The organism is Pseudomonas sp. TE6288 (assembly GCF_054062095.1).
The window spans coordinates 48,573-61,768 of record NZ_JBSSEW010000011.1 but is presented as its reverse complement, the minus strand read 5'-3'; the positions used below and the strand labels follow the sequence as shown (position 1 = coordinate 61,768).

The 13,196-nt window shown below is 60.9% G+C and carries 12 protein-coding genes and 2 tRNA genes; 13 read left to right on the top strand and 1 reads right to left on the bottom strand.

Going from position 1 to position 13,196, the window contains the following annotated elements:
* The first annotated feature begins 41 nt into the window (after positions 1-41).
* The 3 genes from carB to ACVWY1_RS13070 are packed head-to-tail and all read left to right on the top strand — an operon-like array spanning position 42 to position 4,157.
* A complete protein-coding gene (gene carB / locus ACVWY1_RS13080; protein ID WP_031314636.1) occupies positions 42-3,263 on the top strand; it encodes a carbamoyl-phosphate synthase large subunit in 3,222 nt (1,073 codons plus the stop codon).
* Positions 3,260-3,742 (top strand): transcription elongation factor GreA, encoded by a 483-nt coding sequence (greA, locus tag ACVWY1_RS13075; protein ID WP_011532131.1) that lies wholly within the window; start codon positions 3,260-3,262, stop codon positions 3,740-3,742. The genes carB and greA overlap by 4 nt, the downstream gene beginning before the upstream one ends.
* Positions 3,720-4,157 carry an MFS transporter gene (locus tag ACVWY1_RS13070; RefSeq protein WP_102683190.1) on the top strand — a complete coding sequence of 146 codons (438 nt, stop codon included), beginning with the start codon at positions 3,720-3,722 and terminating at the stop codon, positions 4,155-4,157. Before greA ends, ACVWY1_RS13070 begins: the two co-directional genes overlap by 23 nt.
* 24 nt (positions 4,158-4,181) lie before the next feature.
* Here ACVWY1_RS13070 and ACVWY1_RS13065 read toward each other — a convergent pair whose 3' ends face one another.
* Positions 4,182-4,490 (bottom strand): YhbY family RNA-binding protein, encoded by a 309-nt coding sequence (locus ACVWY1_RS13065; RefSeq protein ID WP_027595032.1) that lies wholly within the window; start codon positions 4,488-4,490, stop codon positions 4,182-4,184.
* A gap of 102 nt (positions 4,491-4,592) precedes the next feature.
* Between ACVWY1_RS13065 and rlmE the strand changes: the two genes are divergently transcribed.
* From rlmE to nusA, 10 genes are all read left to right on the top strand, one after another.
* Entirely contained in the window at positions 4,593-5,219 is a 627-nt protein-coding gene (gene rlmE, locus ACVWY1_RS13060) for a 23S rRNA (uridine(2552)-2'-O)-methyltransferase RlmE (protein WP_011532133.1), read from the top strand.
* A gap of 203 nt (positions 5,220-5,422) precedes the next feature.
* Positions 5,423-7,330: an ATP-dependent zinc metalloprotease FtsH gene (gene ftsH / locus ACVWY1_RS13055; protein WP_038706866.1), complete on the top strand. Its 1,908-nt coding sequence runs from the start codon at positions 5,423-5,425 to the stop codon at positions 7,328-7,330.
* 8 nt (positions 7,331-7,338) lie between these two features.
* Positions 7,339-8,190, top strand: coding sequence for a dihydropteroate synthase (gene folP / locus ACVWY1_RS13050; protein WP_457378381.1), 852 nt, complete (start codon positions 7,339-7,341; stop codon positions 8,188-8,190).
* Between the two features lie 16 nt (positions 8,191-8,206).
* Complete coding sequence (gene glmM, locus ACVWY1_RS13045) at positions 8,207-9,547, top strand: phosphoglucosamine mutase (protein WP_110701750.1); 1,341 nt, start codon at positions 8,207-8,209, stop codon at positions 9,545-9,547.
* Positions 9,548-9,613: 66 nt separating this feature from the next.
* Positions 9,614-10,369, top strand: a complete 756-nt coding sequence (gene tpiA / locus ACVWY1_RS13040) for a triose-phosphate isomerase (RefSeq protein ID WP_277502144.1) — start codon at positions 9,614-9,616, stop codon at positions 10,367-10,369.
* Between the two features lie 3 nt (positions 10,370-10,372).
* On the top strand, positions 10,373-10,765 hold the full coding sequence (gene secG / locus ACVWY1_RS13035; RefSeq protein WP_457378380.1) for a preprotein translocase subunit SecG: 393 nt from the start codon (positions 10,373-10,375) through the stop codon (positions 10,763-10,765).
* A 20-nt stretch (positions 10,766-10,785) separates the two neighbouring features.
* A tRNA-Leu gene (locus tag ACVWY1_RS13030) sits at positions 10,786-10,871 on the top strand.
* Positions 10,872-10,969: 98 nt separating this feature from the next.
* Positions 10,970-11,046: transfer RNA gene (locus tag ACVWY1_RS13025), tRNA-Met, on the top strand.
* A gap of 129 nt (positions 11,047-11,175) precedes the next feature.
* A complete protein-coding gene (gene rimP, locus ACVWY1_RS13020) occupies positions 11,176-11,634 on the top strand; it encodes a ribosome maturation factor RimP (protein ID WP_038707604.1) in 459 nt (152 codons plus the stop codon).
* A gap of 59 nt (positions 11,635-11,693) precedes the next feature.
* Positions 11,694-13,175, top strand: coding sequence for a transcription termination factor NusA (gene nusA / locus ACVWY1_RS13015; protein WP_038706865.1), 1,482 nt, complete (start codon positions 11,694-11,696; stop codon positions 13,173-13,175).
* Positions 13,176-13,196: the final 21 nt, after the last annotated feature.

Here is a 13,196-nt window from a genome sequence, read left to right as displayed (position 1 = left end):
CAAAGCGGCTTGCCGACTGACCCCGGATTTGAGTGACCACCATGCCAAAACGTACAGACATCAAAAGCATCCTGATTCTCGGCGCTGGCCCGATCGTGATCGGCCAGGCCTGTGAGTTCGACTATTCCGGCGCCCAGGCCTGCAAGGCCCTGCGCGAGGAAGGTTTCCGCGTCATCCTGGTGAACTCCAACCCAGCCACCATCATGACCGACCCGGCCATGGCCGACGCCACCTACATCGAGCCGATCAAATGGCAATCGGTGGCCAAGATCATCGAGAAAGAGCGCCCGGACGCCGTCCTGCCGACCATGGGCGGCCAGACTGCGCTGAACTGCGCCTTGGACCTGGAACGCCATGGCGTTCTGGAAAAATTCGGCGTGGAAATGATCGGTGCCAACGCTGACACCATCGACAAGGCCGAAGACCGCTCGCGCTTCGACAAGGCCATGAAGGATATCGGCCTGGAGTGCCCGCGCTCGGGTATCGCCCACAGCATGGAAGAGGCCAATGCGGTCCTCGAGAAGCTCGGCTTCCCATGCATCATCCGCCCGTCCTTCACCATGGGCGGCACCGGGGGCGGGATTGCCTACAACCGTGAAGAGTTCGAAGAAATCTGCACCCGTGGTCTGGACCTGTCGCCGACCAAGGAACTGCTGATCGACGAATCGCTGATCGGTTGGAAGGAATACGAGATGGAGGTGGTCCGCGACAAGAAGGACAACTGCATCATCGTCTGCTCGATCGAGAACTTCGATCCGATGGGCGTGCACACCGGTGACTCGATCACCGTTGCTCCGGCACAGACCCTGACCGACAAGGAATACCAGATCATGCGCAACGCCTCGCTGGCGGTGCTGCGTGAAATTGGTGTCGAAACCGGCGGCTCCAACGTGCAGTTCGGCATCTGCCCGAACACCGGCCGCATGGTCGTGATCGAGATGAACCCGCGCGTCTCTCGCTCCTCGGCTCTGGCGTCCAAGGCCACCGGTTTCCCGATCGCCAAGATCGCCGCCAAGCTGGCCATCGGCTACACCCTCGACGAACTGCAGAACGACATCACCGGCGGCCGTACCCCGGCGTCCTTCGAGCCGTCGATCGACTACGTCGTCACCAAGCTGCCGCGCTTTGCCTTCGAGAAATTCCCCAAGGCCGATGCCCGCCTGACCACCCAGATGAAATCCGTCGGTGAAGTCATGGCCATCGGCCGTACCTTCCAGGAATCCCTGCAGAAAGCCCTGCGTGGCCTGGAAGTCGGCGCCTGCGGCCTCGACCCGAAAGTCGACCTGGCCAGCCCGGAAGCGGCCAGCATCCTCAAGCGCGAACTGACCGTGCCGGGTGCCGAGCGTATCTGGTACGTGGCCGACGCCATGCGTTCGGGCATGACCATCGAGGAAATCTTCCAGCTGACCGGTATCGACCTGTGGTTCCTGGTGCAGATGGAAGACCTGATCAAGGAAGAAGAGAAGGTCAAGACCCTGGCCCTGTCGGCAATCGACAAGGACTACATGCTGCGCCTCAAGCGCAAGGGCTTCTCGGACCAGCGCCTGGCCAAGCTGCTCGGCATCACCGACAAGAACCTGCGCCGTCACCGCCACAAGCTGGAAGTGTTCCCGGTGTACAAGCGCGTCGACACCTGCGCCGCCGAGTTCGCCACCGACACCGCCTACCTGTACTCGACCTACGAGGAAGAGTGCGAGGCCAACCCGTCGACCCGCGACAAGATCATGATCCTGGGCGGTGGCCCGAACCGTATCGGCCAAGGCATCGAGTTCGACTACTGCTGCGTGCACGCCGCGCTGGCACTGCGTGAAGACGGTTACGAGACCATCATGGTCAACTGCAACCCGGAAACCGTTTCCACCGACTACGACACCTCCGACCGTCTGTACTTCGAGCCGCTGACCCTGGAAGACGTGCTGGAAGTCTGCCGCGTCGAGAAGCCGAAGGGCGTCATCGTCCACTACGGCGGCCAGACCCCGCTGAAACTGGCTCGTGCCCTGGAAGAAGCCGGCGTGCCAATCATCGGCACCAGCCCGGACGCCATCGACCGCGCCGAAGACCGCGAGCGTTTCCAGCAGATGGTTCAGCGCCTGAACCTGCTGCAGCCGCCAAACGCCACCGTGCGCAGCGAAGACGAAGCCATCAAGGCGGCCGGCACTATCGGCTACCCGCTGGTGGTGCGCCCGTCCTACGTACTGGGCGGCCGTGCGATGGAGATCGTCTACGAACTGGACGAACTCAAGCGCTACCTGCGTGAAGCGGTGCAAGTGTCCAACGACAGCCCGGTGCTGCTTGACCACTTCCTCAACTGCGCCATCGAGATGGACGTGGATGCGGTCTGCGACGGTACCGACGTGGTGATCGGCGCGATCATGCAGCACATCGAGCAGGCCGGCGTTCACTCCGGTGACTCGGCGTGCTCGCTGCCACCTTACTCGCTGAGCAAGGAAGTGCAGGACGAAGTCCGCGTACAGGTCAAGAAAATGGCCCTGGAGCTGGGCGTGGTCGGCCTGATGAACGTGCAGCTGGCCTTGCAGGGCGACAAGATCTACGTGATCGAGGTCAACCCGCGCGCCTCGCGTACCGTGCCGTTCGTGTCCAAGTGCATCGGCACCTCGCTGGCGATGATCGCCGCGCGCGTCATGGCTGGCAAAACCCTGAAAGAACTGGGCTTCACCCAGGAAATCATCCCGAACTTCTACAGCGTCAAGGAAGCCGTCTTCCCGTTCGCCAAGTTCCCGGGGGTTGACCCGATCCTCGGCCCTGAGATGAAATCCACCGGTGAAGTCATGGGTGTCGGCGACAGCTTCGGTGAAGCCTTCGCCAAGGCCCAGATGGGCGCCAGCGAAGTGCTGCCGACCGGCGGTACCGCGTTCATCAGCGTGCGTGACGACGACAAGCCACAAGTGGCTGGGGTTGCTCGCGACCTGATCGCCCTGGGCTTCGAAGTGGTTGCAACTGCAGGCACCGCCAAGGTTATCGAAGCGGCCGGCCTGAAAGTACGCCGTGTGAACAAGGTGACCGAGGGTCGCCCGCACGTGGTCGACATGATCAAGAACGACGAAGTGTCGCTGATCATCAACACCACCGAAGGCCGCCAGTCGATTGCCGACTCCTACTCGATTCGTCGCAATGCGCTGCAGCACAAGATTTACTGCACCACCACCATTGCGGCCGGTGAAGCCATCTGCGAGGCGCTGAAATTCGGTCCGGAAAAGACCGTTCGTCGCCTGCAGGATCTGCATGCAGGACTCAAAGCATGAGCATTACCAAGTATCCGATGACCGTCCAGGGCGCTCGCGCCCTGGAAGAAGAGCATCTGTTCCTGAGCAAGACCGAGCGTCCGCGCCTGAGCCAGGCAATCGGCGAAGCTCGCGAGCTGGGCGACCTCAAGGAAAACGCCGAATACCATGCCGCCCGTGAGGAGCAGGGCATGGTCGAGGCGCGTATCCGCGATATCGAAGGCCGCCTGCAGAACTCGGTGGTGATCGACGTCACCACCATCGCCCACACCGGCAAGGTGATTTTCGGCACCACCGTGGTGCTGGCGAACACCGAGACCGATGAAGAGGTGACCTACCAGATCGTCGGCGAGGACGAGGCCGACGTGAAGCAGGGCAAGCTCTCCAGCGGTGCGCCGATCGCCCGTGCCATCATCGGCAAGGAAGAAGGTGATACTGTCGTCGTCAAGACGCCAAGTGGCACGGTCGAGTACGAGATTGTCGAAGTCAAGCACATCTGACCGGCGCCTGCGGGCGCCATCCCTCGAGGGGATCCTCTGGCAGCTGGCCCAGGTTTTCTGGGTCGGTGGCTTGTGGGTGTTCCACGTGGGGTTGGTGCCGGCGCTCAAGGTCAGTGGCCTTGCGCCATTGCTGGTGCAGGATATTGCCGTGCAGATCGACCGTTGGTTGATCGGCGTGGCGCTGCTCGGGCTGTTGACCCAGCTGGCGGTATTGGCGAGGGTGGATGGCCTGGCGGCCTGGTGGCGGCAGTTCCGTGGGCAGATGCTGCTGCTTGGCTTTGCTGCCTGTCTCAGCTACTACACCCTGCGCTACGGGATCTCCGTGGGTGAGCGCTGGCAGATGTTCTGCTTTTTGGTGCTGGGCTTCTCCGGCATCGTGCTGGTGGCCCAGCCGGTTCCGGTCAGGGCGCGCTAGGCGCGCCACTGATCGGCGCCACCGTTACTTGAAGCGGTGGATGTTGGACAGCTGCTTGTTCGGCTGTGGGTTCTTGCGGTAGATCAGCGCCTTCTTGCCGATGGTCTGCACCAGCTCGGCGCGGCCGACCTTGCACAGTTCGGCGATCGCAGCGGCGCGCTCTTCACGGTCTTCCGAACGGATTTCGACCTTGATCAGCTCGTGATCGGCCAGGGCGCGCTCCAGTTCGGCGGCGACGCCTTCGTTCACACCGTTGCCAGCAACGATCAGGACCGGCTTCAGGTCATGACCAATGGACTTGTATTGCTTCTTCTGCTCGTTATTGAGCGGCATAATCTGACCCTTTTCGTCTGATTCTGTAAAATTGACGGGCATTTTACCCGAGGGCCCCTGGCTCCGCCCAGTCAAACACGACGCATATCATCGAGGTGCCCCGTGGTACAACGTTCCAAAAGCAGCGCAAACTGGCTGCGAGAGCATTTCAACGATCCTTTTGTGAAACAGGCGCAGAAGGATGGCTACCGCTCGCGTGCGAGCTACAAACTGCTGGAGATCCAGGAAAAAGACCGCCTGATCCGCCCCGGCATGAGCGTGATCGACCTCGGCGCAGCGCCAGGGGGCTGGTCGCAGGTGACCAGTCGTCTGATTGGTGGCCAAGGGCGATTGATCGCCTCGGACATCCTGGAAATGGACTCGATCCCGGACGTTACCTTCATCCAGGGCGACTTTACCCAGGACGAAGTGCTGCAGCAGATCCTGCAGGCGGTCGGTGATTCGCACGTAGACCTTGTGATTTCCGATATGGCCCCCAATATGAGTGGTACGCCCGCGGTGGACATGCCGCGCGCCATGTTCCTCTGCGAACTGGCCCTGGATCTGGCGACCCGCGTGCTCAAGCCCGGCGGGGATTTCCTGATCAAGATCTTCCAGGGCGAGGGTTTCGACATGTACCTGAAGGACGTGCGCAGCAAGTTCGACAAGGTGCAGATGCGCAAGCCGTCGTCCTCGCGGGATCGTTCCCGCGAACAGTACCTGTTGGGCAAGGGTTTCAAGGGAGCGTGAAAGGCGTGCTGCGGGGTTGCCGATAGTTATTTCCAATCGGCGGCTCCGTCTGGATCGTCCGAACTTCGTGTAGTCTAGCTTTCACAAAGGGTTACAGACGGTGCCTGCGGATGCGTGGGTAATGTAGTAAGTTAGGGCGATGAATATCATGCGAGGCACGGCTGCGTCGTGCGCCGGCCTCAGAGGGTAGCGAATTGAACGACATGGCAAAGAATCTGATCCTCTGGTTGATCATCGCCGCCGTCCTGGTGACGGTGATGAACAACTTCTCGAGCCCTAACGAGCCGCAGACCCTCAACTATTCCGACTTCATCCAGCAGGTCAAGGATGGCAAGGTCGAGCGCGTGACCGTCGACGGCTACATCATTACCGGCAAGCGCACCGACGGCGACAACTTCAAGACCGTCCGCCCAGCCATCACCGATAACGGCCTGATCGGCGACCTGGTCGATAACCACGTCACCGTCGAAGGCAAGCAGCCTGAGCAGCAGAGCATCTGGACGCAACTGTTGGTCGCCAGCTTCCCGATTCTGGTGATCATCGCCGTGTTCATGTTCTTCATGCGCCAGATGCAGGGCGGTGCCGGTGGTAAAGGCGGCCCGATGAGCTTCGGCAAGAGCAAGGCGCGCCTGCTGTCCGAAGACCAGGTCAAGACTACCCTGGCTGACGTTGCCGGTTGCGACGAGGCCAAGGAAGAAGTTGGCGAACTGGTCGAGTTCCTGCGTGACCCTGGCAAGTTCCAGCGCCTGGGTGGCCGCATCCCCCGCGGTGTGCTGATGGTCGGCCCGCCCGGTACCGGTAAGACCCTGCTGGCCAAGGCCATCGCCGGCGAAGCCAAGGTGCCGTTCTTCACCATTTCCGGTTCCGACTTCGTCGAGATGTTCGTCGGCGTGGGTGCCAGCCGCGTGCGCGACATGTTCGAGCAGGCCAAGAAGCACGCACCATGCATCATCTTCATCGACGAGATCGACGCCGTCGGCCGCCACCGTGGCGCCGGCATGGGCGGCGGTCACGACGAGCGTGAGCAGACCCTGAACCAGTTGCTGGTCGAAATGGATGGCTTCGAGATGAACGATGGCATCATCGTCATCGCCGCCACCAACCGCCCTGACGTGCTCGACCCGGCGCTGCTGCGCCCGGGCCGCTTCGACCGCCAGGTGGTGGTCGGCCTGCCGGACATCCGTGGTCGTGAGCAGATCCTCAAAGTGCACATGCGCAAGGTGCCAATCGGCGAGAACGTCAACGCGGCGGTCATCGCCCGCGGTACCCCTGGCTTCTCCGGTGCCGACCTGGCCAACCTGGTCAACGAGGCGTCGCTGTTCGCTGCCCGTTCCAGCAAGCGCGTGGTCGAGATGAAGGAGTTCGAGCTGGCCAAGGACAAGATCATGATGGGCGCCGAGCGCAAGACCATGGTCATGTCCGAGAAAGAGAAGCAGAACACCGCTTACCACGAAGCTGGTCACGCCATCGTCGGCCGTGTCGTCCCCGAGCATGATCCGGTGTACAAGGTGTCGATCATTCCGCGTGGTCGTGCCCTGGGTGTGACCATGTTCCTGCCGGAAGAAGACCGTTACAGCCTGTCCAAGCGTGCGCTGATCAGCCAGATCTGCTCGCTTTACGGCGGTCGTATCGCTGAAGAGATGACCCTGGGCTTCGACGGTGTGACCACTGGCGCCTCCAACGACATCATGCGTGCGAGCCAGATTGCCCGGAACATGGTCACCAAGTGGGGCCTGTCCGAAAAACTCGGGCCGCTGATGTACGCCGAAGAAGAGGGCGAGGTGTTCCTCGGCCGCAGCGCGGGTAGCCAGCATGCCAGCGTTTCCGGCGAGACGGCGAAGATGATCGACTCCGAAGTGCGCAGCATCATCGACCAGTGCTATGCCACGGCCAAGCAGATTCTCACCGACAATCGCGACAAGCTCGACGCCATGGCCGAGGCATTGATGAAGTACGAAACCATCGATGCCGACCAGATCGACGACATCATGGCTGGCCGCACTCCGCGTGAGCCACGTGACTGGGACAACGATGCCGGGACCTCTGGCAAGCAGGCTTCCCAGGATGATCGTCCGGAGTCGCCGATCGGCGGTCCAGCGGCTCAACACTAAGGGCATCTATGAGCTCTAAGCAGTACCCGGCCCGGTTGCCTTGTGGCAACCGGGTTCTTGATTTGTCCCGTACCCATGTCATGGGTATTCTCAACGTCACCCCAGACTCGTTCTCCGATGGTGGGCGCTTCAATCAGCGCGACGAGGCCCTGCGTCATGCTGAAGCCATGGTTTCAGCGGGTGCTACGCTGATCGATGTCGGAGGCGAGTCCACCCGGCCTGGTGCGCGAGCGGTATCCCCGCTCGAGGAGTTGGAACGCGTCGCGCCGATCGTCGAAGCGATCAACAGCCGGCTCGACGTGGTCATCTCGGTCGATACCTCCACGCCTGCGGTCATGAGCGAATCCGCGCGCCTCGGCGCTGGCTTGATCAACGATGTGCGCGCCCTGGAGCGCGACGGTGCGCTGGATGCGGCGGCGGACACCGGCTTGCCGGTGTGTCTCATGCACATGCGCGGCGAGCCGGGCAACATGCAGGACAATCCGCAGTATGAAGATGTGACAGCCGATGTTACGCGCTATCTTGAACAGCGTATGGCCGCCTGCGCGGCGGCTGGCATCGGGGCTGAACGCATCCTCCTCGACCCGGGGTTCGGCTTTGCCAAGACCCTCGAGCACAACCTCAGCCTTTTCAAACACATGGAAGCGCTCTATCGCCTCGGGAGGCCGCTTCTGGTGGGCGTCTCGCGCAAGAGCATGATCGGCCTTGCGCTGGGTCGCCCCGTTGGTGAGCGCCTCTACGGTAGCCTGGCGCTGGCGGCATTGGCCATGACCAAGGGTGCGAGCATCCTGCGGGTGCATGACGTGGCGGAAACCGTCGACGTGGTGCGCATGATCGCGGCCGTGCAGAACGCCGAATAAGAACATTGGAGTCACTATGAGCAGAAAATACTTTGGTACCGATGGTATCCGTGGTCGCGTTGGCCAATTCCCCATCACCCCGGACTTCATGCTGAAACTCGGCTGGGCGGCGGGCATGGCCTTCCGCAAGCAGGGAAATTGCCGAGTGCTGGTCGGCAAGGACACGCGTATCTCGGGTTACATGTTCGAGTCCGCGCTGGAGGCCGGCCTGTCTGCGGCCGGCGCCGATGTGATGCTGCTCGGGCCGATGCCGACGCCTGCCATCGCTTACCTGACGCGCACTTTCCATGCTGAAGCGGGTATCGTCATCAGCGCCTCGCACAATCCGCATGATGACAACGGCATCAAGTTTTTCTCCGGCGCCGGTACCAAGCTGCCGGATGAAGTCGAGCTGATGATCGAGGAACTGCTCGACCAGCCGATGACCGTTGTCGAGTCCAGCAAGCTGGGCAAGGTTTCGCGTATAAACGACGCGGCGGGGCGCTATATCGAGTTCTGCAAGAGCAGCGTGCCCAGTAGCACCAGCTTCGATGGCCTCAAGATCGTGGTGGACTGCGCGCACGGCGCCACCTACAAGGTCGCGCCGAGCGTGTTCCGTGAGCTCGGTGCCGAAGTCACGGTACTGCACGCAGCGCCAGATGGCCTGAACATCAACGAGGGCTGTGGTTCGACCCATATCGAGTCGCTGCAGGCCGCGGTGCTGGTCGGGCATGCGGACATCGGCATCGCCTTCGACGGCGACGGTGACCGTGTGCTGATGGTCGACCACACCGGCACTATCGTCGACGGCGACGAGTTGCTGTTCATCATTGGCCGCGACTTGCAGGAGCGCGGCAAGCTGCAAGGCGGCGTGGTCGGTACGTTGATGAGCAACCTGGGCCTGGAATTGGCGTTCAAGGAGCTTGATATTCCGTTCGTGCGCGCCAAGGTGGGTGATCGCTACGTGATGGCCGAGCTGCTCGAGCGCGAATGGCTGCTGGGTGGCGAAAATTCCGGGCATGTCGTCTGCGGTAGCCACACCACCACGGGAGACGCGATCATCGCCGCGCTGCAGGTGCTGATGGCGCTCAAGCGCCGAGGCGAGAACCTTGCCCAGGCACGCCAGGCGGTGCGCAAATGCCCTCAGGTGCTGATCAACGTGCGTTTCGCCGCGGGCAAGAGCGATCCCTTGGAAAACCCTTTGGTCAAGGAGGCCAGCGCCAAGGCGACCGAGGCCATGGCGGGTCGCGGCCGTGTGCTGCTGCGCAAGTCGGGTACCGAGCCGTTGGTGCGGGTGATGGTAGAGGGTGACGACGAAACCCAGGTGCGCGGCCATGCCGAAGCCCTGGCCAAACTCGTTGAAGAAGTTTGTGCCTGAAAGAGGCTTGCCAGCGCAGATCGGGTTGGGTAAGATCTGCGCCCACTTTGACCGACGAGGTAAAGCATGCGTCGCCCCATGGTAGCTGGTAACTGGAAGATGCACGGTACCCGCGCCAGCGTCGCTGAGCTGACTCAGGGGTTGGGCAAAATGCTCATTCCCGACGGTATCGAAGTCGCGGTGTTTCCACCGGCCCTGTTCATCAATGAAGTTGTTGATGGGCTGAAAGGCAAGGGGATCATCGTTGGAGCACAGAATTCTGCGGTACAGCCCGAGCAGGGCGCACTGACCGGTGAAGTTGCACCGAGTCAGTTGTCAGAAGTCGGTTGCAAGTTGGTGTTGATCGGCCATTCGGAGCGTCGCCAGATTATCGGCGAAAGTGACGAAGTGCTGAATCAAAAGTTTGCAGCCGCACAGAAAAGTGGTTTGACGCCAGTGCTCTGTGTAGGGGAAACTCTCGCCGAGCGTGAGGCAGGCAAGACGCTCGAAGTTGTAGGGCGTCAACTAAGCAGTGTAATCGACACGTTCGGTATCACCGCTTTTGCCAATGCAGTAATTGCCTATGAGCCTGTATGGGCCATTGGTACAGGTTTGACGGCCTCGCCCCAGCAAGCGCAGGATGTGCATGCAGCCATCCGCAAGCAGTTGGCGGAAAAGGACGCCGAAGTTGCCCGCAAGGTGCAGCTTCTCTACGGCGGCAGCGTGAAGGCGGCTAATGCGGCCGAACTGTTCGGCATGCCGGATATCGATGGGGGGCTCATTGGTGGAGCGTCCCTGAATGCAGACGAATTCGGTGCAATTTGTCGCGCCGCAGGAAACTGAAAAATGCTGGAAACAGTCGTAGTTGTTTTTCATCTGTTGGCAGCACTGTCACTGGTAGTCATGGTGTTGTTGCAGCAGGGTAAAGGTGCGGAAGCAGGTGCATCTTTCGGCGCAGGTGCTTCAAATACTGTGTTCGGAAGCCAAGGTTCCGCTACCTTTTTGAGTAAAGTTACTGCTATACTTGCCGCCACTTTCTTTTTGACTGCACTTGGGTTAGGATACTTCGCCAAGCAGCAGGCTCACCAGCTGACTCAAGCTGGTCTGCCAAATCCAGCAGTGCTGGAAGTCAAAGAGCAAAAGCCGGCAGTCAATGATGATGTACCGGTGCTCCAGCAGCAGAAGAGTGAAACCACCAACTCTGGTGATGTACCTCCTCCAGCCAAAGAGCAGCAGTAACGGGTTTCAAATGTAGTATTGCCGAGGTGGTGGAATTGGTAGACACGCAACCTTGAGGTGGTTGTGCCCATAGGGTGTAGGGGTTCGAGTCCCCTTCTCGGTACCAATTGAAGCATGAGAGCCCGCTTTAGCGGGCTTTCTTGCAGGTGGAGGTCGGATTGACCCAGCAAAGGGTTCAGTCTTATACTTTCGCCCCAGCTTTGTCGCGGGGTGGAGCAGCTTGGTAGCTCGTCGGGCTCATAACCCGAAGGTCGTTGGTTCAAATCCAGCCCCCGCAACCAGCTTCAGCAGAGCCCCTTTTCAGGGGCTTTTTGCTAGCCGAACAGTTTTGGCGTCGTTGTCCAACGGCGCTTTCAGGGATGGGCGCTTCGCCCATTTTTTATTTGCACAGCATGCACGAGGGGGTTCAGGTGTCGAGCAAGCTAGAACAGTTGCAGGCCTTGTTGGCCCCGGTTGTCGAGGGCCTGGGCTACCAATGCTGGGGGATCGAATACGTCTCCCAAGGCAAGCATTCGGTACTGCGTATCTATATCGACAAGGAAGGCGGCATCCTGGTGGAAGACTGCGAAGCCGTCAGCCGTCAGGCCAGCGCCATCCTCGATGTGGAAGATCCGATCAGCTCTGAATATACCCTCGAGGTGTCCTCTCCAGGCATGGACCGCCCGCTGTTCACCTTAGAACAGTTTGCAGCGCATGCCGGCGAGCAGGTGAAGATCAAGCTGCGTACGCCCTTCGAGGGCCGTCGTAACTTCCAGGGCCTTCTCCGCGGTGTGGAGGAACAGGATGTGGTGGTGCAGGTAGACCAGCACGAGTTCCTGTTGCCGATCGACTCGATCGACAAGGCCAATATTATTCCCAGTTTTGACTGAGACGTGCCGGGCCCGGCGGATGTTCCGGGGCCAATGGCTTGCGCAAGGCGAGGCGTACGATGAGCAAAGAAGTACTGCTGGTTGTTGAATCGGTATCCAACGAGAAAGGTGTACCGCCAGGCGTCATTTTCGAAGCGCTGGAAGTGGCCCTGGCCACTGCAACCAAAAAACGTTTTGAGGACGAAGTCGACCTGCGTGTGGAAATCAACCGCCACACCGGTAGCTACGAGACCTTCCGCCGCTGGACCGTGGTCGATGAAAACGACCTGGACGATCCGGCGATCGAGACCTGGCTGGAAAAGATCCAGGACACGCACCCGGATGCCAAGATCGGTGACGTGATCGAAGAGAAGATCGAGTCGATCGAGTTCGGTCGCATCGCCGCGCAGACCGCCAAACAGGTCATCGTGCAGAAGGTCCGCGAGGCCGAACGCGCCCAGGTGGTCGATGCCTACCGCGAGCGCGTGGGCGAGATCATCTCCGGTACTGTCAAGAAGGTCACCCGCGACAACGTCATCGTCGACCTGGGCAACAACGCCGAGGCGCTGCTGGCGCGCGAAGACATCATTCCCCGTGAGACCTTCCGTGTCGGCGTGCGCCTGCGTGCGCTGCTCAAGGAAATCCGCACCGAGAACCGCGGCCCGCAGCTGATCCTGTCGCGCACCGCGCCGCAGATGCTGATCGAGCTGTTCCGCATCGAAGTGCCGGAAATCGCCGAAGGCCTCATCGAAGTCATGGCCGCCTCCCGTGATCCGGGTTCGCGTGCCAAGATCGCCGTCCGCTCCAAGGACAAGCGCATCGACCCGCAGGGTGCCTGTATCGGCATGCGTGGTTCGCGCGTCCAGGCCGTATCCGGCGAGCTGGGTGGTGAGCGTGTGGATATCGTCCTCTGGGACGAGAACCCGGCGCAGTTCGTCATCAACGCCATGTCGCCGGCAGAGGTTGCCGCGATCATCGTTGACGAGGACGCCCATGCGATGGATATCGCCGTTGCCGAGGACAACCTGGCCCAGGCGATTGGCCGTGGTGGCCAGAACGTCCGCCTGGCCAGCCAGCTGACCGCATGGACCCTGAACGTGATGACCGAGAAGGACATCCAGGCCAAGCAGCAAGCTGAAACCGGCGACATCCTGCGTAATTTTGTCGAGGAACTGGAAGTCGACGAGGAGCTGGCACAAGTGCTGGTCGACGAAGGCTTTACCAGCCTCGAAGAAATTGCCTACGTACCGTTGGAAGAAATGCTCAACATCGATGGCTTTGACGAGGAAATCGTCAATGAGCTCCGCGCTCGAGCCAAGGACCGTTTGTTGACCAAGGCCATCGCTACCGAAGAAAAACTGGCAGACGCCCATCCGGCCGAAGACCTGCTCTCCCTTGAGGGCATGGACAAGGACCTGGCGGCGGAACTGGCGGTGCGCGGCGTGGTTAACCGCGAAGACCTGGCCGAGCAGTCGATCGACGACCTGCTCGACATCGACGGCATCGACGAAGAGCGTGCCGGCAAGTTGATCATGGCCGCCCGAGCCCACTGGTTCGAGTAATTAGGCGCGGCCTGAGGAGAG